Source organism: Nonlabens xiamenensis (assembly GCF_003865345.1).
GTDB lineage: Bacteria > Bacteroidota > Bacteroidia > Flavobacteriales > Flavobacteriaceae > Nonlabens > Nonlabens xiamenensis.
This window is the reverse complement of sequence record NZ_RMVE01000002.1, coordinates 586,460-610,456: the sequence shown is the minus strand read 5'-3', so window position 1 is coordinate 610,456 and position 23,997 is coordinate 586,460. Positions and strand designations below refer to the sequence as shown.

The 23,997-nt window shown below is 42.0% G+C and carries 22 protein-coding genes; 16 read left to right on the top strand and 6 right to left on the bottom strand.

The features are described from left to right. Positions 1–172 precede the first annotated feature (172 nt). Positions 173–2,200, top strand: a complete 2,028-nt coding sequence (locus EGM47_RS07765) for a TonB-dependent receptor family protein (RefSeq protein WP_124980203.1) — start codon at positions 173–175, stop codon at positions 2,198–2,200. A gap of 12 nt (positions 2,201–2,212) precedes the next feature. Here the strand turns inward: EGM47_RS07765 and EGM47_RS07760 are convergent, their stop codons facing one another. Then, complete coding sequence (locus EGM47_RS07760) at positions 2,213–2,413, bottom strand: hypothetical protein (RefSeq protein ID WP_124980202.1); 201 nt, start codon at positions 2,411–2,413, stop codon at positions 2,213–2,215. Positions 2,414–2,609: 196 nt separating this feature from the next. Next, a complete protein-coding gene (locus tag EGM47_RS07755; protein WP_124980201.1) occupies positions 2,610–5,786 on the bottom strand; it encodes a VPS10 domain-containing protein in 3,177 nt (1,058 codons plus the stop codon). A 189-nt stretch (positions 5,787–5,975) separates the two neighbouring features. On the opposite strand from EGM47_RS07755, the gene EGM47_RS07750 reads away from it, so the two are divergent. Together EGM47_RS07750 and EGM47_RS07745 are read left to right on the top strand one after the other, a co-directional pair. Next, entirely contained in the window at positions 5,976–6,524 is a 549-nt protein-coding gene (locus EGM47_RS07750; protein WP_124980200.1) for a carboxymuconolactone decarboxylase family protein, read from the top strand. A 169-nt stretch (positions 6,525–6,693) separates the two neighbouring features. Beyond that, positions 6,694–7,194, top strand: a complete 501-nt coding sequence (locus tag EGM47_RS07745) for a 2-dehydro-3-deoxyphosphooctonate aldolase (RefSeq protein ID WP_124980199.1) — start codon at positions 6,694–6,696, stop codon at positions 7,192–7,194. Here the strand turns inward: EGM47_RS07745 and EGM47_RS07740 are convergent. Further along, entirely contained in the window at positions 7,191–8,024 is an 834-nt protein-coding gene (locus tag EGM47_RS07740; protein WP_124980198.1) for a helix-turn-helix domain-containing protein, read from the bottom strand. The genes EGM47_RS07745 and EGM47_RS07740 overlap by 4 nt on opposite strands. A 22-nt stretch (positions 8,025–8,046) precedes the next feature. Then, positions 8,047–8,361 (bottom strand): rhodanese-like domain-containing protein, encoded by a 315-nt coding sequence (locus EGM47_RS07735; RefSeq protein WP_124980197.1) that lies wholly within the window; start codon positions 8,359–8,361, stop codon positions 8,047–8,049. 283 nt (positions 8,362–8,644) lie between these two features. Between EGM47_RS07735 and EGM47_RS07730 the strand changes: the two genes are divergently transcribed. The 6 genes from EGM47_RS07730 (at position 8,645) to EGM47_RS07705 (ending at position 14,829) form a co-directional block, all read left to right on the top strand. Beyond that, complete coding sequence (locus tag EGM47_RS07730; RefSeq protein WP_124980196.1) at positions 8,645–9,034, top strand: hypothetical protein; 390 nt, start codon at positions 8,645–8,647, stop codon at positions 9,032–9,034. 98 nt (positions 9,035–9,132) lie between these two features. After that, complete coding sequence (locus EGM47_RS07725; RefSeq protein WP_124980195.1) at positions 9,133–9,495, top strand: hypothetical protein; 363 nt, start codon at positions 9,133–9,135, stop codon at positions 9,493–9,495. Between the two features lie 9 nt (positions 9,496–9,504). Continuing rightward, the gene (locus tag EGM47_RS07720) at positions 9,505–10,152 is read left to right on the top strand and encodes a response regulator (protein ID WP_124980194.1); all 648 of its coding nucleotides are present in this window, start codon (positions 9,505–9,507) and stop codon (positions 10,150–10,152) included. A gap of 44 nt (positions 10,153–10,196) precedes the next feature. Then, entirely contained in the window at positions 10,197–12,182 is a 1,986-nt protein-coding gene (locus EGM47_RS07715; RefSeq protein ID WP_124980193.1) for a tetratricopeptide repeat-containing sensor histidine kinase, read from the top strand. Positions 12,183–12,234: 52 nt separating this feature from the next. Beyond that, positions 12,235–14,178, top strand: a complete 1,944-nt coding sequence (locus EGM47_RS07710; RefSeq protein ID WP_124980192.1) for an ATP-binding protein — start codon at positions 12,235–12,237, stop codon at positions 14,176–14,178. 3 nt (positions 14,179–14,181) lie between these two features. Then, complete coding sequence (locus EGM47_RS07705; protein ID WP_124980191.1) at positions 14,182–14,829, top strand: sensor histidine kinase; 648 nt, start codon at positions 14,182–14,184, stop codon at positions 14,827–14,829. Here EGM47_RS07705 and EGM47_RS07700 read toward each other — a convergent pair. After that, positions 14,826–16,481: an aromatic amino acid hydroxylase gene (locus EGM47_RS07700; RefSeq protein WP_124980190.1), complete on the bottom strand. Its 1,656-nt coding sequence runs from the start codon at positions 16,479–16,481 to the stop codon at positions 14,826–14,828. The genes EGM47_RS07705 and EGM47_RS07700 overlap by 4 nt on opposite strands. Before the next feature lie 103 nt (positions 16,482–16,584). Between EGM47_RS07700 and EGM47_RS07695 the strand changes: the two genes are divergently transcribed. Together EGM47_RS07695 and EGM47_RS07690 are read left to right on the top strand one after the other, a co-directional pair. Then, positions 16,585–17,166 (top strand): TetR/AcrR family transcriptional regulator, encoded by a 582-nt coding sequence (locus EGM47_RS07695; RefSeq protein WP_124980189.1) that lies wholly within the window; start codon positions 16,585–16,587, stop codon positions 17,164–17,166. Between the two features lie 322 nt (positions 17,167–17,488). Continuing rightward, on the top strand, positions 17,489–18,592 hold the full coding sequence (locus EGM47_RS07690; protein WP_124980188.1) for a hypothetical protein: 1,104 nt from the start codon (positions 17,489–17,491) through the stop codon (positions 18,590–18,592). Positions 18,593–18,717: 125 nt separating this feature from the next. Here EGM47_RS07690 and EGM47_RS07685 read toward each other — a convergent pair whose 3' ends face one another. Then, on the bottom strand, positions 18,718–19,836 hold the full coding sequence (locus EGM47_RS07685; RefSeq protein WP_124980187.1) for an alkene reductase: 1,119 nt from the start codon (positions 19,834–19,836) through the stop codon (positions 18,718–18,720). A gap of 172 nt (positions 19,837–20,008) precedes the next feature. Between EGM47_RS07685 and EGM47_RS07680 the strand changes: the two genes are divergently transcribed. From EGM47_RS07680 to EGM47_RS07660, 5 genes are all read left to right on the top strand, one after another. After that, complete coding sequence (locus tag EGM47_RS07680) at positions 20,009–20,962, top strand: hypothetical protein (RefSeq protein WP_124980186.1); 954 nt, start codon at positions 20,009–20,011, stop codon at positions 20,960–20,962. Continuing rightward, positions 20,959–21,912: a hypothetical protein gene (locus EGM47_RS07675; protein ID WP_124980185.1), complete on the top strand. Its 954-nt coding sequence runs from the start codon at positions 20,959–20,961 to the stop codon at positions 21,910–21,912. The genes EGM47_RS07680 and EGM47_RS07675 overlap by 4 nt, the downstream gene beginning before the upstream one ends. A 1-nt stretch (position 21,913) precedes the next feature. Continuing rightward, a complete protein-coding gene (locus tag EGM47_RS07670; RefSeq protein ID WP_124980184.1) occupies positions 21,914–22,249 on the top strand; it encodes a hypothetical protein in 336 nt (111 codons plus the stop codon). A gap of 72 nt (positions 22,250–22,321) precedes the next feature. Continuing rightward, the gene (locus EGM47_RS07665; protein ID WP_124980183.1) at positions 22,322–22,972 is read left to right on the top strand and encodes a hypothetical protein; all 651 of its coding nucleotides are present in this window, start codon (positions 22,322–22,324) and stop codon (positions 22,970–22,972) included. A 26-nt stretch (positions 22,973–22,998) separates the two neighbouring features. Continuing rightward, a complete protein-coding gene (locus EGM47_RS07660; RefSeq protein ID WP_124980182.1) occupies positions 22,999–23,997 on the top strand; it encodes a hypothetical protein in 999 nt (332 codons plus the stop codon).

The following is a 23,997-nucleotide window of genomic DNA, read 5'->3' as shown; positions in this document are numbered from 1 at the left end:
CCATTCCTGCAAATGCATCATCAAACGAAAATACCATGCTGAAAATACTAGCATTCCACCTCTCAAAAGTGCTGGAATCGGTTGATCAATTCCCTAAAATCTTGATAATTTTTGGTTTCGTCTACCAGGCCTACATCGCACTTGTTACCTTTGGTCTTAAATCATTTGCTATATGCAGAGGTTGCTCTGGCTTTTATTTTTTGTTGGTGCACCGGTGTTTTCCCAGCAGGATTCACTGGTTGTACAGACCCTAGACTCTACCTTGATCAAGTCCTACCGCTTGCCGTCACAGGTTCAGCAACTTCCTTTTAGTGTTTCAAAATTGCGCTTTCGCGAAAGCGGAAACAACAAACAACAATTACACCTGGATGAGTATTTGAATAGTGTCCCGGGCGTATTTAATCTCAATAGCCAAAATTATGCGCAGGATCTTCGAATTTCTATCAGAGGCTTCGGGAGTCGCAGTGCTTTTGGGATCAGAGGAATCCAACTTATCGTCGATGGAATTCCAGAAACTACACCCGATGGACAAGGTCAATTAGATAATCTCAATCTAGCGATCATCGATCAGATCGAAGTCATACGAGGTTCCTCTTCTGTGCTTTATGGCAATGCTTCCGGTGGTGCCATTTCCATTACCACCTTGCAGGATATCGATAGTAGTTTTGTCAAACCCTCAGTGATGCTTGGGGCTTATGGTTTGCGACAGGAGCAAGTGGTGGTCGGCTGGGCGGGTGAACAGCAGGATTTGGTGATTCAAGGTAGCCACACAAAATCTGATGGCTACCGTGACCACAGCGGATTTGAAACCTATAATTTCAATACCAAATGGCATCATAGACCAAGTGACCAAGCGACGTATACCTTCTTGGTCAATTATGCACATAGTCCGCTGGCCCAGGATGCGGGATCACTCACCGCAACCGAAGTAGAAGCGCAAAGGCGACAGGCCAGGGATAGAAACCTCATTTTTGAGGCGGGAGAAAACGTATCTCAAGTTAAGGTAGGCGCATCACAGGAATATCGATGGTCAAATTTTGAATGGTCTTCCTATGCTTTTTATAGTTACAGAGATTTTGCAGCTCGACTTCCCTTTGAGAATGGAGGACAGGTAGGGGTGAATCGCAACTATTTTGGGGTAGGTTCTTCTATCAAGCACCAATGGAAAAAAGAAGCTTTTGAGAATCAAGTCCAGGGAGGTATCACTTTTGGTCATCAGAATGACTTGCGGAAACGTTTTGATAATCTAGAGGGCGATCAAGGGGAGTTACGACTGAATCAGCATGAGCGATTTAGTGCTTTGGGTACGTATCTGCTGGACAAATGGTCCAGTGGTCGGTGGAATCTAGTGGCTGGTTTGCGCTATGATGTGAATCGGCTAGCCGTAGCAGATCGCTTGTTGACAGATGGGAATGCCACCGCGCAAACCAATCTCAATGCCTGGAGTACCAGCCTGGGAGCCAATTATTCGATCAACCAGGAAAAGGCATTTCACCTGAGTTACAGCACCAGTTTTGAAACACCTGCCTTGAGCGAATTGAGTGCTAATCCCAACAATGACGGCGGATTTAACCCAGATTTAAGGCCTCAAAGAGCACAAAATATCGAGTTGGCCTATAAAATTGACCGGTCTTTTGATCGGATTCAAGTAACGGGTTTTTATACCTGGACCAACGATGATTTGGTGCCTTTTGAACTACAGGATTTTCCAGATCGTACTTTTTACCGGAACGCTGGTTCCACCGAAAGATTGGGTATAGAAATTAGTTATCAACGACAGCTGTCCAAAAGTTTTCAACTGTTAGGTGCCTATACCTTTTCTGATTTTTCCTATAGAAAATTTCAGACGCCAGTTGGTAACCTGGATGGAAAGACGCTACCAGGAATTCCCAAGCATAATGCTGCCCTGACACTTGATCACAGGCGTCGGGATTTTCAATTTCAAATAACAGCTAATTATAGAGGCTCACTCTATGCAGACAATGAAAACACAGTTACTGAACCTGAAGTTTTTCTCCTGCATGTAAATACCAGTTACGATCTACACTGGAAACAACAGGTGATTTCTCCATTTTTGGGAATCAACAATCTGCTGGATCAGTCTTATAATGATAATATACGTATTAACGCCTTTGGAGGTAGGTACTTTGAGCCGGCAGCGCCCATCAATTTATATGGCGGAATCCGATGGCTTTTTTGATTAATTCCACGCTCAGCTGATCTTCTTGAGCCACCAGATTCCTTCGGGTGGATTTTCTTCGTCCATATCGACACTCCAATGTCCGTACATACACATCCCTCCCATATCCAAAATTCCTGTATGGAAGATGCTTAATTCACCTTTTTTAGTTATGACTTCCTGATCTTCGTTGATATAAGGGTAAACGGGATAGGCCTTGATAAAAGAGATCAACTATTCTTCTACAAAACCTTTTATACTTGCCGCATAAGGAACTGCATCTACTGAAGCTTCCTCTGTCGTCTCCCCAAGCAAATTTCCTTGACTAGAGGTCAATTGCAGCTTCATCTTTACCCGTTCACCAAAATAAGGCAGCTCATATCCCAGTCCGTATTCATAAAAGCCTTCCCAGGTGCCGTTGGAGCTAGCATCATTTTTTATCTTTTTCTATGACCAAATATTCCAACTCCAGCGCGTTGAACTGTTTATTGAATTCCCGTATATCCGAATTCAACACTTGATCAAAGGCGTTGAGCTCCTTCATGATCTCTTGGGTGAGTTCATTCTTCACTTCGATACTTTGCTGGGTAGGTGCAAAGTCTCCAATCTGGGCCAGGCTATTAAGGTGGGCCAATTTATTAGTCAGTCTGATGGGGAAATTTAACGGGTCCTGCCCGCTGCGATTTTGGGTTTGATACAATGCTTTTTCCACCTCAGAGAATTTATTCTTCATGGCTTTTGACAATTCCAGCATTTCTTTGATACCTTCTTCTTCCCGATCTCCATAAATACGTTCAAAATCATTGAGCTTTTGGGTAAAAGACCGAATATTTTTGATGGACTGATGCGCCTGATTCACCGTTGCATTTACCTCATTAACAAATTCAAATTGCGCCTGCATGTCGGCAATGCTGGCTTCACTTTCTGGACTTGATATAATTTCAAAATCCTTACTTAGACTGCGATCTTGGACTTTTAATTCGACTGTGTAATCGCCTGGGACAGCTTTGGGGCCAGATAAGTTTGCCCACCAAAGAATCATCCCAGGTAGTTTTTCTGCACCATCATAGTGGGTATCCCATTGGAATTGATTGGCACCCTGCTGCACGTTGAGTTTGTTTTCTTTATCATAGGTAGAAAAGGTCTTGATCAGCTCTTTTTTGCTGTCGTAAAAAGAAAGAGAAACACTGTCCTTAGATACATTTTTTGGCAAGTAAAAATTTACCAGAACACCAGAAGGGTGGTTGGTTCCACTGGTAAGTGAGCCTGCTCGCGATCCACCTTCCATTCGATAGGCAGTTTTAGGAGCAAAAAGATATATATCATCTTTGGTAGTGGCTTTGTTGTCATCAAAAGACTGTCTTACCAAACCTAAATCGTCATGGATCCACAGACTCCTACCTTGGGTGGCCACTATCAGATTACTTTCCTTGACTGCCAGATCAGTCACGGGAACAACGGGCAAGTTCATTTGAAAAGACTGCCAGGACTGGCCGTCATCGGTAGAAATATACAAGCCGGTTTCGGTTCCAGCATAAAGCATGCCTTTGACTTCATCATCCTCACGTACCACTCTGGTAAAGTGTTCAGGTGCAATACCACTGGTAATTTTTTTCCAGGTTTTACCGTAATCGCTGGTTTTGTATAGATAGGGTGTAAAATCACCCAACTTATAACGGGTAGCGGCTACATAACAAGTAGCAGGATCATATCTACTGGGCTCAATGCTATTGATTTGGGCCCATTCGGGTAGTTTTTTTGGCGTGATATTTTCCCACTTTTTTCCGCCATCTCTGGAAAGATGGATCAGACCGTCGTCGCTACCTACCCAAAGTTCGCCAGCCTTTATTGGGGACTCCGCTGCGGCAAAGATGGTGCAATAATATTCTACCCCAGTATTGTCTTGGGTGATCGGACCTCCACTGGAAACTAATTTTGTCGGGTCGTTGCGGGTCAGATCTGGGGAAATGGTCTCCCAGCTTTGACCTCCATTGGTGGTCACATGTACATTGTTGGAAAATGCATATAATTTTTCAGGGCTGTGTTTGGAAAAAAAGATGGGGAAGTTCCACTGGAATCTGTATTTCATTCCTTCTGCGCCATGTCCCATAGGGTTATCTGGCCAAACGTTTACTGCCCTTACAGATCCAGTTTTGTGATTATATCTGGTCAGGAAACCGCCGTAGCTACCACCAAAAACTATATCATTATTCGTAGGGTCTACCGCAATATGGGCGCTTTCTCCGCCAGCCGTCCCTTCCCAGTCAGATTCGGTGATGCTATAGCCGCTGGTGCGGTGTGGGATCCTGATAGTTCCATTGTCTTGTTGTGCAACATAAATGCGGTAAGGAAATGAATCATCTGTAGTTACGCGATAGTATTGTGCGGTGGGCTGATTGTGATAGGTGCTCCAGGTGGTTCCGCCATCGTAGGTGATTTGTGCGCCACCATCGTCGCCAATAATCATTCGGTTCGGGTCTTCTGGTGCAATCCAGAGGTCATGGTGATCCCCATGTGGCGCCCTTGCACTGGAAAAACTATTTCCGCCATCGGTACTTTTATGGTAGGACACGTTGACCACATACAATTTGTCAATATCCTCAGTGTCGGCATAAATCCGGGTGTAGTACCAGGCGCGTTGCCTTAGGCTGCGATCATCGTTTGTCCTGGTCCAACTGAGTCCACCGTCATTGCTGCGGTAAACCCCACCTTGGTCTTTGTTTTCTACAATTGCATAAAGTCTGTCGCCATCCAGGGGTGAAACGGTGATTCCCATGATTCCCAACGTGCCTTCGGCAAAGCCTTCATTGGTGGATATTTCTTTCCATGTTTCTCCATAGTCTGTACTTTTCCACAACGCGCTTCCCTCACCGCCGCTGGACAAGCTATAAGGGGTGCGCTGGACTCTCCAGGTTGTGGCATATAAGTTTCTGGGATTGCTGGGGTCTATGATCAGATCAACCGCTCCAGCCATGTCATTGACAAAAAGCTTCTTGGTCCAAGTTTTTCCACCGTCTACAGATTTATATACGCCGCGTTCATCGGTAGGTTGATAGATATTACCCAGAACGGCCGCATAGACCACATCATGATGGTTGGGGTCAATAGCAATTCGCGGGATATGACGGCTGGTGGGCAGTCCAGAAGGAGTCCAGCTTTTTCCTGCATCTACACTCTTCCACATCCCGTAGCCGCTGGATACATTTCCTCTGAGTGTTTTTTCACCACCACCTACGTATATTACGTTATGATCACTGGGAGCTACACTTACTGCCCCGATTGAGCCGCCAAAATAACCATCAGAAATATTCCTCCAGCTGCGACCACCATCTTCAGTTTTCCAAACACCTCCACCTGTGCTTCCAAAATAAAAAAGGTTGGGTTTTCCAGGTACTCCGGTTACTGCAGCACTTCTTCCACCCCTGAAAGGTCCCAAAAGCCTGAATTCCTGAGATGCATAAAACTTCTCTTCTTCTGGTGCTGCTGGTATAGCAAGCTGGCTGGTGTTGATGCGATTTGATGCGTTGTTGGCAGTGGTTTGTGCGGTGGTCGCTTTCGCGAAAGCGAAGAAAACCAAAACCGTCAAGTAAGAATAAATGTTGCTCATGGAATGAATATTGGCTTTAAAGATAATACTCTACGCGTTCAGTGACCAATACATATATGATGGAGTTGGGTTAGGGAAAAATATAACATCGATCAGGAAGGATGTGGTGTTGAGTAATTTCTACTTTGCTGCAACTTTGTAGGTACAATAAACAAGTAATTAATAATTATCAATTAGAAATCACCTATTATGACAACATTCAGCGTACCTACTCGATCAGAAGTAAATACTAAAAATCAGGGAATATTTGATCACCTGGAAAAGCAGTTGGGGTTTGTTCCCAATCTATATGCAACTTACGCACTATCCGACAACGCATTGGAGCGATATTTGAGCTTTTCAAGTGCCAAATCCTCTTTAAGTAATAAGGAGAAGGAGGTGGTCAACCTTGTGGTAAGCGAGGTGAATCAATGTGCCTACTGTCTAGCCGCACATACGGCGATCGCAAAAGGAAACGGATTTACAGATCCACAGATCCTTCAAATACGTGCTGGCGAAGTCGATTTTGACCAGCGCCTGGATCATTTAGTGGCTTTGGCTAAAAATATAACTGAGAATAGAGGTAGAGCAGATCAGGTCTTGATTACTTCCTTTTTACAAGCTGGTTATACACAAGAAAATTTGGTTGATCTGATTGTACAAGTGGGTGACAAAACCATTTCCAACTATATACACAACCTGACGCAGGTACCTATTGACTTCCCAGAAGTTCCAGTCCTTGAAAAAACAGTAGTATAGTTTTTATATTTAGTTGAAGAAGAACCCGTATAGCTTAAGGCTGCGGGTTCTGTTTTTTGTAGGTTAATTTTGGTTGATGTTGAAATTGTTTGGATGGGTAGTGTTGATAGTAGACCCCCTAGCAGAAAAAGGAGATTAGATTATATTTGATAAGCTAATTTTCCGACTTATGAAAAATACAATGTTGTTGATTCTTGTTGCTGCATTGATTACAGCCTGTGGTTCCCAGAAGAATAAGGTTCAGGCTTCAAACAGTCCAGCGATGGAAGTAAAAACAAATCCTTCTAATGATACAGGTGGCAGACAACCGCAGATCTTGATCAATTCCTATGCTTTTTTAGTCGATGCTGTGTCTACGGATTCCACCTATGGCTATAGCCCAGAAAATGCGATCAAAGTTGGTGGCTCAAGTGAAGGTGAAGGTCCGCTGAATGAGCGCAGGTTCCTGAATGCCCTAGCTGGACCCAATGGTGAGGAAATTGATTATCAGCGTTATGGCAGTTGTTGTCCGCAGCCCTCAAAGAATTCGGCTTTTGGTAGTGCAGTGCTGGACCGATATGCGGTGTATTACAAAGGGGCCCAGGATACTGTGATGTTGTATATCAACATGTATGATTCTGAGAAGTTACTGGCACCAGTAGGCTTTAGTCTAAGGGAATTTCCGAATTAAATCTGCTTCCTATAGGAAAGTGGGCTTATACCCGTTTGTTTCTTAAAAAACTTGGAAAAATGGCTGGGCTCGTTATAACCTAGTTCATAGGATATTTCTTCAGCACTTTTATCAGAATATCTCAAAAGCCTTTTAGCCTCGGCGACAATACGTTCATTGATGATTTTCAATGGGGAGGAAACCTCGTGTTTTTTAAAAAAATTGGCCAGCGTTTTAGGAGATTTGAAGAGCATCTCGGCATAATCCGTGACTTGGTGCTTTTCCTTAAAATGTTGTTCTACCAGAATATGATACCGTCGTATCAGGTCCACTTGTTTGATACTCATGTTATCGTGATATTGATCTTTTTTGATCAATCGGGTGGACATGATCAACATTCTTTTGAGCAAACTGCGCAGCATTTCTCCCTGGATATGGTCCTTGGTTTGAAATTCCTGTTGGAACAACGTCAACATTGCTTCAAAACTTTGCACATGTTGTTCATTTAAGTAGGCGATGGGCGCGCTGGAGGATCCATAAAACAATAATCCCATACAGGAAACCTCAGAATCGTTATGTTGGATGCAATAAAACTCCCGGTTAAATACAAAGGCCATCAGACCAATATTATCTTTAGGAATATCAACCACATTGACCGGAGTGCAAAACAACACCTGGTCTTTATCTAATTTCACTTCATAACCGTCCACGATCAAGGTGGTGGCGACACTTCTACACCACACAATTTTGTAGAGATCCTTCTCCTGAAGCAGTTGCAGGGCGGGACCGCATTGAAAGCTGGTAACAATGAATCTACCGTTGTCCTTAATGTTGTGGTATTCTAATTTCATGTCTAAAAGTAGGAGATATATATCATTGTCGCAGAATGGCCTTCAGCTGGCGCCTCATATTGCGAATTCCACCGCCATCTACAACTCGATAGCCCAACTTTCTGAGTTTTGCAGCGGCCAACGTACTGCGACCACCACGGGCACAATAGGTGACAATAGGTTGGTCTTTGTCCAACTGATCCAGGTGCTTATCCAGCGACTGCACGGGAATGTTAAGCGAATTCTCAATGTGATTTCCCTCAAATTCAGTGGTAGATCTCACATCTAATAATATCGCTCCTTCTTTGATGTATCTATTGATTTTGTCTTTTCTCTTGCTTCTGAAAATTCCAAACATATTTTTTTGATTTCAATTTTAACAACCTTGCCTTTGTTCTTCTTATACAAATGGCAAATAGCTTTTTGATGTAGGATTTACAATATACAAATTACTTGTTTCCGTGAAACTGATTTAAAAAAAATATTGATGATTTTTCTGTTATGTGGTTGACGTGGAGTTGAGGATTACTCATTGATTGAATCCATTCAAGTGTTGCTGTATGACTTAATCCGTCAATTGCCCTATTGTCTTTAATGGAATAGATCAGCAATTTTGTCTCTGTAATTTAAAATAATCAATAATGAAAAAGTTATTCATGCTTTTGGCCATGACCTGTATATTAATTTCCTGTGATTTGACTGGGTATGGACCTAAGGAGCAAACTGGTGGTGTAGAAGTGTACTACCAACCTGATGCCTTAAAAGAGCAAGCCAAATCACTTTCTGAGATGCTGGATACTTTAGGTTATGGTAAAGAGGGAGAAGTGAGCTTCCAGGTGGTAAAAGACAGTATTGTACACATCAATATGGTGACGATGGATCAATATCATGTTGACACATCTATGGATTATGCCTTGAATGCCATCTCTATCATGTCTTCCATGGAGATCTTTAAAAAGGATAAGGTTCAATTACATGTTTGTGATGAAACCTTTACTAGAAAAAGATCCTTGGAGGTCTATAATAATTAGGGTGCATTAATGTCATCATTATTTCAACAAATAAGTACATGGCTTTTTTGATATTGACCATTTAAATATCTAGATGATCTCATTTACTTATGGCCTCCATGCTTTCACTTATTCAGATATCGGCGCGTGCGGCAACCCAGGATTGGTTAGGGGTAATCCTGGTGGGGCTTACCGCCCTTGTACTTGGCGGTATCTTTTTTAGACAGGAAAGGCTGTATCAAAAAATGCTAGTCACTGAAAAATATAGGTTGCAGTGTTTGAAAAAGGAATTGCTTTCGCGAAAGCGTGACCTGACCGACAAAGACCGACTGATGCTAAGGGAATTGGATGAACTAAGCCATTCTTTTTATACCTTTAATCAGAAGAACAATGAAAAACTCCAGGGGCTGGGTCTAACAGAATTAGCACGACTGAATGAAAAACTACTCAGTACCTATGCCAGAATCTGGAAACAATTATAAAACCAACCCATGCCTATACGTTATGTCATTGTGGATGACAACAGTTTTTTGATCCATAGCACCAAAGAGAAACTAAGCTTTTTTGAGGATTTTGACCTCAGATTTACCGCCAACAATGGAAAGGAATGTTTAGAAAATTTAAAGGATAATCCGCATGTGGATCTCGTGTTGATGGATATAGAAATGCCAGTCATGAATGGTGTGGATGCTACAGACATTCTCAAGAAAACTTATCCGCAAATTAAGGTGATCATGCTTACCGTTTTTGACAACGACGAATTGATTTTTAATGCGATTCAGGCTGGAGCTGATGGTTATTTGCTTAAAGATATAGATCCAGAATCTTTAAAAAAGGGTATAGAAGAAACCATTGCAGGCGGCGCCGCCATGACACCATCTATCGCACAAAAGACACTGAGGTTATTGCGCAATCCTGGAAGTTTTGAGCTAAAGGATCAAGAACAATTCCAATTATCGGCCAGGGAAGTGGAAGTGCTAGAGCAATTGGGAAAAGGACTGAGTTATACTAAAATTGCCGATAATTTATTTCTTTCTCCCAGTACTGTGAGAAAACACATCGAAAATATCTACAAAAAACTTCAAGTGCATTCCAAACTGGAAGCGGTAGAAAAAGCCAAACGCAATAACTTAATTTGATCTAGCTGCTTAGATGATCTTTTTACAATGTTAAAGCTACCCGCATGAAAATATCGCTATCCCTTTTCTACAAGTTTGTCTATTTAATTGTTACTATTCTAACTCAGACAGTACAAACGCAAGACCGTGCCCAGGATTCTACTTTTTTGGTCGCCCAGTTGGATAAAGCCATGCAAGCCACACAACAAGGAACATACAAGGAATCTCAGATCATCTATGACCGAATTGAAGACAACATCCTGCTGATGGAAAATTATGACTTGACGGTCAAATACCTGGGCGATCAGGGGATATTGAAATTCTATAAAGGGGATTTTAAGGGAGCCTACGATCTTTTTGAAAAAGCCTATCAGCAAGCGGTCAAAGCAAATCAAGACAAGGACCAAATGCGCTACCTGAATAATATGGGCGCTGCCATGACTTATTTGGGAGATCTAGAAGGTGGTCTCGAGGTGCATGAAATATCGGCCGAACTGGCTACTCGATTAAAAGACACTTTGCAATTGGCCAAATCTTATAACAATCTGGGATTGATCTATGACGAAATGAAACAACCCGAGCGCGCCTTGGGTTTTTATGAAAAGTCAGCCAGCCTAAAATCCCAATTAGGTTTGGAAGCAGAGGCATTAACTACCAGGATTAATATGGCTGGCGTACGATTTGAAATAGCTTCCCAATCTGCTGATACGACCAGTGTTAGAAAATTGGAACCAGAACTCAAATCTATCAGCAAGACCGCAAAATACCTGCAGTTGGGTAAGATCCAACTTCAAGCCTTGAATAACCTTTCCCTGGTCAAAAAATACCTGGGCCAACAGGATACGGCGATGCACTTCTATCAACAATTATATGATATGGGGCGTGATCAAAGTGATTTAGAAGTAGAGCGGGTTGCTGCCCTCAATTTAGGGATCAATTATTTCCAGCAAGGTCAGGAGGATCTGGCAACCCAATATTTAATGATCGCAGAACCACTCATTGAAAATAATGGGATGGCCTCTGAAAGAATGCGCTTGAATAAATACCTATCAAAAATCTACAACGAGCGTGGCAGTCAAGACAAAGCTTATTCTTATCTGGAAAACTATGTGGCCCTGAAGGATTCCATATCCAATGCTAACCTGCAAGAAAAAATTGCCAATTTAGAAATACGCTATAAAACCGCAGAACAACAAAAGAAAATACTAAAACAACAAAATAGTCTGGTAGAAAATAAGCTTGAATTGGAAAAACGCAACCGCATCATCAGTTGGGTGTTGATGGGGTTGGTACTACTTACGTTGGGCACACTTTTTTTATGGAGACAATCCAGGTATAAGCAACAACGACTACGACAAGAGAAACAACTTGCCGTAGCCCAAGCCGAAGTAGATAACCAAAAGCGTCTTCGAGATCAGCGATCGCGCATATCCAGAGATCTGCACGATAATATCGGGAGCCAACTCACCTACTTGATTTCTTCGTTGGATAATCTAAAATTCCGACAGAGCACCGCAGATTCTCCCGCTGCCATGACCATTACCAATCTGAGCAAATTCACCCGACAAACCATTAGCGAACTAAGAGATACCATCTGGGCGATGAATAAAGAGCGGATCGATCTTCAAGAAATTGCAGATCGTACCAGTGCTTTGGCTGGACAATTGACCGTCGCCATGGGTGGTGAATTACAAATTACAGTGGATAGTCTTCTACAATCACCTTTACCTATTTTTAGTAATATTAACGGCATGCACTTATATCGTATTATTCAGGAAGCTATTAATAACGCGGTAAAGCATGCGGGTGCGGCTACTATTGAAATTCGAATAGCCAATAAAGAAAAACAACTAAACATTCAGGTAACAGACGACGGCAATGGATTTGATAAAGAGCAGGTACAGGCAGGTAACGGCTTGTCCAATATGCAAAAGCGCGCTGAAGAAATGGGTGCCACACTTGATATTCAGTCCAAGCCTGATAAGGGAAGTCAGGTAAATTTGCGATATGATCATGATCAGCACGAAACGTCAAAGAAAATAGCTCAGTAGGCAAAAAGGCAGACTTCAACTAAAAATCCAAAAAAAATACTACTTTTCCTTCGTGAGAGTCTATTTATTTTCGTTGTTCTGTTGCTTGCAAACGGCCTTTTCTCAACAAGCTGTGGTGGATTCTTTGATAAGGGCCGCAGCCTTGCAACCGACAGATTCCTTGCAGTACCAGGAGCTCAATCAGAACTTTTTTAAATATGTATACTCTCAGCCTAAGGTTGCAAAGGCTTTGGCAGAAGAAGTGATGGCAAGAACCTCACCAACTGATTATCCTTATCTGCATACACAGGCCTTGATACGTAAGGGGATTTATTATGATGTCACCTCAAAAAAGGATAGCGCTTTACTACTCTATGATCAGGCTTTTGCGATTGCTGCCCCTCGCAAGGATTATATTTCGATGGGAAATGTGCACAATGACAAAGGTCTGGTCTATTGGAAGCAAGATAAACTGGAAATGGCCATGTCAGAATATGTCAAAGGTGCAGAAGCCTTTGAACGCGTGGGGTATGAGCGCGGACTATCCAGTATTTACAATAATATGGGTTTGATCTTATATGATCTGGGCCGATATGCCGACTCCAGATATAATCACCTCAAAGCTTTAAAAATTCGCAGAAAGACGAACGATCTCTATGGTTTGGGGGCCAGTTATACCAATCTCGCCAACGCTCATACCAGACTAGGTAATAAGGACTCTGTCTATTTTTATCACAAAAAAGCCATTCAGGCAAAATTGAAAAGCAATGACCGCAGGGGACTCGCTATAGTATATCAAAATCTTGGCGTAGACTTTAGAATAAGTCGTCAGTTGGATAGCGCTATTTACTATACCGATAAGTCACAGAAAATTTATGCCGAATTGGACAACAGGATCATGCATGCCAATAGTCTAGTCACTCTGGCCGAAATGTATCAATTGGACGGTCAGTATGATAAAGGAATAGCTACCGTCGAACGGGCGATCACTCTTATGGATACCACTGAGTACAAACGAATGTCAGAAATAGAGACCATTTACGCGAGATTACTGGCCCTGGATCAAAACCACCGTGGTAGTGCTGCTGCCTATGCCAGGGCATTGCGATTGCGCGATTCATATGAAGAAACAGCGCGCACAGCACAAGCGCAGGAGTATTATGAAAAATACCAGACAGCACAAAAGGAACAGGAAATCGCAGAACAAAGGGCAGAGCTGGCAGAAAAGGAACTGGCCATCACCGAGCGTAACCGATATATTTCGCTATTAATTGCGGCTGCCATTTTTATTATCCTGCTCGGCTTCTTTTTTTATCGACAACAACGTATCAGGAATATACAGCGCCAACAAAAAAACGAATTACAATTGGCGCTGGCAGAGATTGAAACCCAGCAACAACTACAGGAACAACGCCTGCGTATCTCAAGGGATTTGCATGATAATATTGGTAGCCAACTCACTTTTTTAAGTAGTTCCCTGGACAATTTAAAATACGCCCAAAACCTAGAACCTGAATTGGCCAATGAAAAACTAGACGGTCTAAGTCATTTCACCAAGAAAACCATGAGCGAGTTGCGGGACACCATTTGGGCCATGAATAAATCGGCGATTAGTTTGGAGGATATCAAAGATCGTATAGTTACATTTATTGCTCCTTTAAGCCAGAATCAAGAAGGTATGCCTGTTGTGCATTTAGACATAGAGATTACCCATAACCCAGCTTTTAATGCTGTACAGGGGATGCATATTTTTAGAATCATTCAGGAAGCCATACACAATGCCGTAAAATATGCCGATGTGGAAAATATTCAAATACACCTGAGTGATGATCAGGATCAACTTACCGTAAAAATCTGGGATCAGGGAAAAGGATTTGACCCTCAACACGCCAATAGTGGCAATGGATTGCACAATATGAAGGAACGTGCTCAGCAGTTAGGAGCCCAGTTGGAGATAAATACTGCCAAAAAGGTCGGTACAGATATTACATTAACCATGCCTTTGCAAAGTCATTAATTGATGGAAGTGGTCATTTACATATGTTTTGGTTTGATCATTGGGTTTATCATTAGTTGGATGGGCGAAGAGTGGGAAGCCCATCAAAGACAATTAGGTATTCATCGAGGAACAGGAAGCTATTCATCTGCACACTGGAAACATCAGTGGGAAATCATACAGGCAGAAAATAAGTCCAGCTTACCCATAACTGACCCCTACAAACAAGAGATGAACCTGATGTATGTTGAATGGGCATCGGCAAAGCCAGTACATTTATTATCTGACCTTGAAGATTATACCAAACGATTGCAAGCCTTTTGTCGAGATAAAATAGATACAGATTTAGATTATAAAATCAATTTCCCAGAGCAAGGGGAACTGAGGTTTTCTGCTTTAGAAGTTTGGTATTATTTAAGAATCCTAACGGAGTGTTTGCACAACGCGGTCATTCACGCACAAGCCGATTTTGTATTTGTCATTGCTACTTGGGAAGAAAATGTATTTACCTTGATCATTCATGATAACGGTACAGGATTTCAGCAGGAGGCGTTTCCTGATGGATCTGGATTGGACATGGTTCAAAGAGCTGTAATAAAATTAGACGCTTCCCTGGAAATTTCTTCCATTACAGGAAATGGAACTGTGGTGCGAGTGATCAATTCGGTCTAATGCTCAAGTAATTCGTCTATTTCTTCGAGCAACAACCATTGTTCTGGATATTGGGTTTGTACGCTTTCGCGAAAGCGAACCAACTGATCCTGATTGATTTTATCTTCTTCCCTTAATCGTCTGATTTTTTGATAAAGCTGGTGTATTTCCTCTTCGCGTCTGGAATATTTAGGTTTGATGGTTTTGGAAGGGCTTTCTTGATCAACCAGTTCAAAACTATGATGATCTGCTGGACCTGCATAAGCACTCAGGATTTCCTTCCCCACAGCCAAGTGTAACATGCCGTCTTCAGGAGCAAATAAAAGTTCATCTCTATAAGTTACCGTACAATCTACAAATTGGATCAGCATCAGTTTCCCCTTGATATTACGCATACCAGTCACATTCAATCCTTCCACCCGGATTCCACTCTCATAAGTGAATTCGATGCGCTGGTTGTCGTAAAAATTGTATGCTTGGAGATCTCTAGGTCCCATATCCTCAATAGCGAGATTGATACCTTTTAATTTTCCCAGCGGACTGATAAAACCCTTTGGATGAGTGGCGGTGCCGTGGCCGATCAATTCCTTTTCCCTGTAAGCTAAGGCAGTTTTTCCAGTGGTTTCCACATATACCACTTCGTGATCTTCATTGGTGATCATGCGCTTAAAAATGCCAGAAATTTGAAGTCCGGTGCTCAATTCAATGGTGCCTAAACTTTTAGAGTCGATTAATTTCTGCAGGCCTCGGTGCCCTCCTTTGCGTACGGCCATTGTATTGGCAAACTCCTCCAACACTTCGCTTAGATAAGCAAAATCCGGAGTCACATAAAGGTGAGGTTGAGGCCTTGTAATATCAAAATCTTGGTATGCGGCATCAATGGAATAAGGACGTTTTTCAACCGCTGGAGATAGGCAGCTTTTACTTTCACCAATACTGGACAGTAGTCCGGCTCCATAGATTTTGGGTTGTTCTAATGAGCCTACTAGTCCATATTCCACGGTCCACCAATGTAAATTGCGTATGAGAGACATTTCGCTGGGGGCCACTTTTTTGGCCTGAAGGCGTTCTACCTCGGCTTCAGCATTTTCTATTTGTTGATCCAGCTCTTGTTTTACCTGTGAACTTCCTGCCTCTTTGAGAATGGATAATTGTCTGACTGCCTCGTACATCTGATGATCGTGCGCGCTGGAAATCGCTTTGCTACCTATTTCCCCAAAACGCCGCAAGTATTCTGCATAATCTGGACTGGCAATAATGGGGGCATGGCCTGCCGCCTCGTGAATGATATCTGGGGCAGGGGTGTAGGCAATGTTTTCCAATTGGCGTATATCTGCCGCAATCACCAAAATTTTGTAGGCCTGAAATTCCATAAAGGCAGCCGGAGGAATAAACCCGTCCACGGCTACTGCGGCCCATCCAATTTCCTTAAGAATACGGTTCATTCCGTACATAGAAGGAATTTCTTCTATCGATATACCAGTTTTTTTAAGCCCCTGTAAATAAGAACCATGAGCCACCTGCCCTAGATACTCCACATTTTTACGCATCACATGTCGCCATACCGCCTGATCCTGTGCTGTGTAAAGCTCGTAATTTTGGGGTTTGATAAACTGTTTAAGATGCGGCGGTAAACGATCAATCAGCGGATTGGACGGAATTTGTTCGGGCATGGCATTGAGTTAGTTTACAAAATTAAAAGTTTGACTGTTGTAAAACACGGGTTTGACATTCTTTTACCAATTGATCATTTTTTGTGAATTATCTTTGTTTGTGATGACCCATAGAAAATCCCAAATTCTTAAAATAGCTGCCCAACTTTTTAAAGAGCGCGGGTATAGTGCCGTTACTATGAGGGATTTGGCCAACGCCATGGGCATGAAAGCGGCGAGTCTTTACAACCATATTTCTGGGAAACAGGAAATTTTATCGCTGTTGATTTTAAAAGTGGCTAAGGAATTTACTTTAGGCATGGATAGGGTAAAATCTGATCAAAAATTTGCCGGTCCGTCTTCTGCCAAACAAGCCGAACAGCTCATTGCTCTTCACATACGTATCGCTATAACATATACCAATGAGCTTGCTGTGTTGAATAATGATTGGATGCATTTGGAAGGTCGTGAATATGAATTATACATGGAGATGCGAAAACAGTATGAGCAGGACTTTAGAGAAATTCTAAACGCCGGTATACAACATGGCGAATTTCAAGAAATGAATGTGGAAACTTTGCTCTATAGTTTGTTAAGTACTTTAAGGTCATTATATCTTTTTATACCTAAACGTTCTGAGGAAGAAATTCAAGGGATGGAGCAAGAACTACCGCAGTTGTTACTTTTGGGATTGGTCAAAAGATAGCTGCTTCAGAAGCTACAATTCATGTTGCATGTAGTCCAGCTGATGAGCTCCTCATCTGACAGTTTTATCATCACTAGAACATACGGATATCGCTGTATGTCATTTCATATCCTTGTTGTCTTTTGACTGATCATCCCATACTTCGTCACAACCTCCATCTTTATTTGTAATTCTACCGCTAACTTCCATTAGGATCTGACGTAAAGAATAACCTTAGAACTTATATCTAGTAACGATGTTTAACGTTAAATAATTATACTATTCTTACTGAAAACAACGTTTTGATGGAAATAGTTTATATTTTAAACTAAACCAACTAAAAATGAGAAAATTAATAATTGTCGCCTTACTGCTGTGCGTGGTAGTATCTAATGCACAGGAAATTGTCCAAAAAACTTCTAACGGCAAATTTAGACTTACATCTCTCGGTATAGGAGGGTCGTTGATTTATCTACCGACGGATAATCATATTGAGAATTACAACTATGTCGTCAACGCCAGGTATAAAAACACTTTTTTTCAATTAAATGGACTTTATGCCGAATCGACGACGGACAGGCGATCTTCTAGTGATCTCAACAAATACTGGTTCAATTCTTTAAACATAGGGTCCTTTATAACAAAACCAGGAATCTTGGAATGGAAAGGTTATGGAGGTCTAGGGTTACTAAGATATGAAGGGGAATACACAAGCGAAGTGAATGAGCTCACAACGCATGATGAAAAAATTTATCCAGTACTGTGGACTTCAACAGATTTGACTTATAACTTCTCTAAAGCTTTCGCTGTTTCTACGCACTTAGGAGCAAATATCTATCAGGAAAAGATTATACCTGAGTTGGGCGTCAATGCGCTGGTGAGAATTCCCGGCAAGGAAGACCGACTTCGACGTCAAGAGAAGGTTGATTCTGTACAACAAATCAAGGAAGCTAGCGCCATTAATAACAAAGCTGACGGGGAAAAATCAGAGGTGTATGTGCATAGAATTGATGTGGGTTTAGGTCGTGCCCAGGCCAATTTTGTCTCAGAGGCTTTAAATATGAGGGAAGAAGAAACTGGTTTTCGCTTGTTTAATTTTGATAATTTCTACATCAGCACTGCGCTATCTGTAGGGTACAAGAAAAACCTTTTGGAATTGAGTATTGGTGCTTCAGAGAACGATGGTATTTCCTACAATCATCAATTTCTACAATACGGTCGCATTCTTCCTTTAAATCAACAATTGGCTTTTGAAGTTTTTACAGGTGTTGGTAATACCAACTATTCCGACTCTATCGGCAATAAGTTCGGTATACCAGGGAAAGTTCAGTTGACAGCTGATTTAGGTAAATTGAATTTAGGTGTTGGTGCGTGGATCAAACATGACCAAGTAAGTACATCCCATGCGGTATTTTTAAATATCGGATTCGATTTTGAAGGCTATTAAGATAGTGGCTAACTAGAAATTAATATACGCATACTATGGTAGAGAAATTTTATTCTCCTTAAGCTTTGGCATAAAAAAGGACCACTTTTAAGAGTGGTCCTTTTTGCTTTTCAACTTGAATTGGTTTATGCTTCCAATGTTCTTTTCTCTTTCAATGTAGGATAATCCGTGTATCCTTCACGACCTGGGGTATAGAAAGTATCCTCATTCCATTCTGCGGTTTCAGCTTTGAGGTCAAAACGTCTGGGCAGATCAGGGTTGGAGATAAATAGTTTTCCAAAAGCCACACAATCTGCATGTCCCTCCTCAATCACCTGGTTCCCTGACTCCCGATCAAATTCGTTGTTGATCATGAGGTTACCTTTGTAAATGGGTCTAAAGTGTTTGGCAATATCAGTGACCAGGTAATCTACATCACTTACATCCGTAAAGGGCTCACTCAAGTGTACGTAGGCCAGGTGGTGTCGGTTAAGTCTATCCATGATGTATTCAAAAAATGGAATACTTTCTTCAGTAGCTTCTATTCCAAAAGTACCATGAAGCGACGGATTGAATCTGCAACCAATATTTCCTTCTGGAAAGTGTTGTTTAATAGCTTCCAAGACTTCAAAGAAAATACGCGAACGGTTTTCCATACTCCCACCATATTCATCTGTTCTGGTGTTGCTGTTTTTATTAAAAAACTGATGTAACAAATAGCCATTGGAACTGTGGATTTCCACTCCATCAAAACCTGCTCTTTTTGCGCGACCTGCTGCTTCTCCAAAGCTTTCGACCACCATCTTGATTTCTTCAATGCTCATGGCATGTGGCGTGACGGTCTGCTTTTTTTCGCCTTGAGCGTTACGCATTTCGGTCTCAGGATTAATAGCACTTGGTGCCCATGGTTTCTTGCCGTCGTGATAATCTGGTAGAGACATTCTCCCTACGTGCCATAACTGTAAAAATATCTTACCATCGGCTTTGTGTACGCTTTCCACCACTTTCTTCCAGCCAGCTTCTTGCGCATCGTTATATATACCTGCTACATTGGGATAACCACGCCCACCAGGAGCTACTTCACTACCTTCGGTGATGATCAGTCCTGCACCGGTGCGTTGGGTGTAATAATCTACGTGTTTTTGCTCGGGTGCGTTTTTTTCATTGTCTGCACGACAACGGGTCATGGGGGCCATGACTATTCTATTTTTTAGAGAAACATTTCCTAATTGGATGGATTGTAGTAAAGCTTGATCACTCATCATCTTGTTTTTTCTAAAATTAATGTTGCTACAAGTAATTCGGGTTAATTACAAGTTAATTGAGTTTTTTTTAGGCTAGCGGTCATCCTTTTTACATTTTTCTGTTGATGGAATACGCCAATTGCCTAATGGTGCAAAATGGAGCTTGAAATTAGTTTTGAAGAAAACTTAAGACATGACGTGGATTTCAAAAATGATGATAGTATCTGTAGTAACTAGGTTGCTTTCATGCGAGCAAACCTGTTGCCAGATTGAGTATACACAACTTGCCGAGGGCGATCAGATTCCCTATCTCCTACAGAAATACGAGCTGAAGAACAACAACGTACTCACTGTAGAGAAAACGGAATACAATTCGTACCGAGACAAGTCAAAACTCAATCGATACGCAACCTCATACTTTGTTTTCAATGAGGGTTATCTGGAGAATTTCAGGGAAGAAAAAGTTAACGGTGGTCGCTATCAAATGCTGGAGACCAGCTCACTTTGGGATTCTGGCAATAGACTACCACAGGTCTACACCTATCACCGCAACGGCACAGTTCAGTATAAAGACAGTTTGATATATGATAATCAAGACCGTATGATCAAGGCCTCCAGTCTTTCTGGATTACTCGATCTTATTTATGATGAGGATAATAAGCTTATAGAGAAGTCCTATTCAAGAGATGGCAATAAAGAATGGACCACAAAGTATGTCTATGACGGCCAGGAGCTGGAACGAGAGGAGTTTTATATGCATAAGACTGGTGAGCCGGTGATGTCGTTGATCTCTCGCTTTCGCGAAAGCGAAACAACCCAATACAACATCAAAAATGGTGAGGAAGAACTCTCAAGGACCATCACGGTGAACGACCATGGAGACGATTTGAAAACCACTGGAAAATTGCGCGTTACAAGAGATTTAAGCTATGAATATGACGAGCGTGGCAACTGGGTTTTGCGTGTGGATAAATCTAAGGATGGTCAGTATTATGCTACGCACAGAGAGATCACCTATAAAGATGGAACGATTACCGGTGAAGAATGGACACCCGAAAAAATCGCTGAGAAATTGAATCTGACCTATGACAAAGCTGCCTATGATGCTTATCGCGCAGAATTAAAATCAAAAAGACCACAATCATGATGGATAGAACCAATTGCCTCGTTATTATAGCGATGACGCTTTTGCTCATGCCCATTATGGCAGTAGAGGCACAAGTGAGAAAGGAGCACTCGCCAGTAAAATTTCGTAAGCCTGTGGACAGCATCATGACAATTACCTATAAAATGGTAGATGATCAGTTGGTACCCAGCATTACTGATAAACATTACTACAATTCAGATCAGCTGCTCTCGAGAGCGATCAGGAGCTGGGTGACAAATGGCGATACCAGCCTTTACCAGATTGACTATACTTATAAGAATGGCCACCTAGCCAAAACGATAAGTAATAGCACGGGAGAAACAGTTTATGATTTTGACGAGAAGGGTAGGCCAGCAACCTATGGATCTAAAAACATGGGATCTTATCAAGTAGAATATGATAAAAATGGACGTATCCATAGACTTACGCAAAATGCGATCATGTCCAAAGACACGATTACGTACAGCTACCACGATGGCTGGTACAAAACAGTAAAAACTGCTGATGGTGTCATGTCTGGTAGGCGCGTGGTAAAAAAAGCCTCATATTATTACGGCGAAAAGCTTTATGCAACAATAAGTGCCTATGACAGCCTGCTCACAATTTACAGCGATGGAAGGAGACTCGAGCAAAAAAACGCTGATTATGATACAACAACGCAATGGATCGAGCAGGACTTAAAGACCACAAGTAAAATGGCCAAGCAACCCAATGATCCTTTTATTCATTTCATAAGGGAAACATCGGAATTTACCTTGAAAAGCAAAAGGATTACTGCGCCGAAGGGCGACTGGACTATGTACTATCATCTCTTTGGATCAGATCTTAAAGGACCATTGCGCGAATTTAAATTCCGCAGGATCTATTATAGTGATGGCACTACTGCGGGCGACACGTCGGCAGATGTCTCATGGGTAAGTACACTACCCACGACGCTTAAACAGGAATAATATGAAAGATTTACTTCCATTTATTGCAACGGTTTTTGGTATCGCAATAGGTGTCGCCCTGGTCGTTATACTTATCGCCCAGTACAGCAAGCGCGTAGGTTTTGTGCTGGTAAGGATCGTACTTACTACAGCCGCGGTATGGTCGCTATGCACCAGCTGGATGTGGTTTTATGCCATGGCCACCTATTTGAGTTTACCTGTTTTATTCTTGGGTATTACATTATTGATTTACAGTATTAAGAAGATGGGCTGGTTACTTTTCAATAAAATAAGTGCCGGGATATTGATCGCTGCTGCCATGTGTAATTTGGCTTGTTACCTGTGGTGGTTTCAGTAGTCTAAATACGACAGTTGCCCTATGGTATAGCCACCGGCAACATCTGATCTTTACGATATCAATTTAAAGATCATGAAAAACCGAATCATCCTTCTTTCTCTTTTTTGCGCAACTTTCTTTATCAGTTGCGACCAAAAATCTAACAAAGTCACCGTCGAGGGCTGTGGCGAAGAAAAAACGCTTGTTGTAGACGATGCCTACAACCAGAAATACGGATTAGATCCCCTCCATTTCACGATCTCTTATTATAGCGATGTACCACACGAGTTGCCAGAAGAAGGCAAAGGTTACGGTACCTATGCCAAGTTTGTAAAACGCGATGGAGACAAAATCGTAGAACAGGTGCGCCTCAACAGCTGGAGCGCCACGGGAATGAATGTAGATAACAAGGATAAGATGATGCAGAGCATCCTTTCTAACTCCACGAGCGTTCTTGAGTTCAATTATAAAATTGAAGATATTCAAGAAAGCAAACAGTCGATGGCTGGTAAGGAATTTTGGGTTGCCGATGCTACAGCCATGGAAAAATCTGATGCAGAAAGTGGAAATCCATCCAAATACCTGATGCGTGTCACCATCATGGCTCCCAGCGATACCGCCAGTACAGGATTAAGTGTTGTGCAGATTGCAGGGCCGGATTCTAATGTCAAAACTCACGACGATTTCTATTCAAAAGCCTGTACGGCACTTGTAGTGAGCTCCATTGATTTCACTATACAATAAGACTGGAATATCTAAATCTGACATTTATGAAAAATTATATAATGCTTTTTGGACTGGTGTTACTCCAGGTTGTTGCCATGGCACAGCCTAAAGCCTACGACTGGCGTAAGGCTCCTGAAAACCCTTTTACTCCAGATCAGTTGCAGCGTATTGATCGACAAGGCGAATTTTTTGGCGAAGTCATAGCAACTGGCGACAAGTGGTACGATCGCGAGGGGAATTTGCTTAACTCTGGTATCGTTCAGAATAGAAATACTGCAGCATCCCACAGTGCTACTGCTGTAGAAAGAGACGCTCAAGGACGCATTGTTACCGAGATTTCCTACACTGCCGGAAAGGCTGAGACTAAAGTCTATACCTATGATGGAAATGGAAATATGCTATCCTATGCGTCGACACCCAGCAATAAAAAGACGGTTTACACCTATGACGATCGCGGTCGTGTAATCAAGGAAGTTTTTTCAAGCGACACCTTTGAATATACTACCGTGTACACCTACAGCAATAAGGGCAAGACACTCGCGGTCGATAAAAAGGAGACCAATAAAGACGGCGTACTTGTCAATCATTACATCAAAGAATACCGCGAGGGATTGATCAGGTCATCTGAAGAAGTAGGGCAGGGCAAGGATACCTTCACCTACGAATTCGACAACAAATACAATTGGGTAAAACGCTACAAAAATGGAAGTAAATACGTGGATGACGAGCGCACAATCTATTACTACGATCAAGTTGACCCCAATGATTTTGGAAAAGTAGTTGCCAAAGTAGCCAAGGGTAATTACGGAAAATACATCCTTGAAGCAAGTGTTGCTGGAATTCCTGTAAAGACGGTTAAGGCGGGTGACTACCATTTGATTTACAACCCGTTGAAAAAGGAATACCATACCCTTTTCAAAGTAGATGAACAACTTATCGAGGCCAATTTAGGCAAGGAATTGCCGCTCAATAGTCTTGGCGAAAACAAATCCTTATTAAAGATTCAGAATATGCGGTTTGTGAATGGCGTGAGACAGTATTAA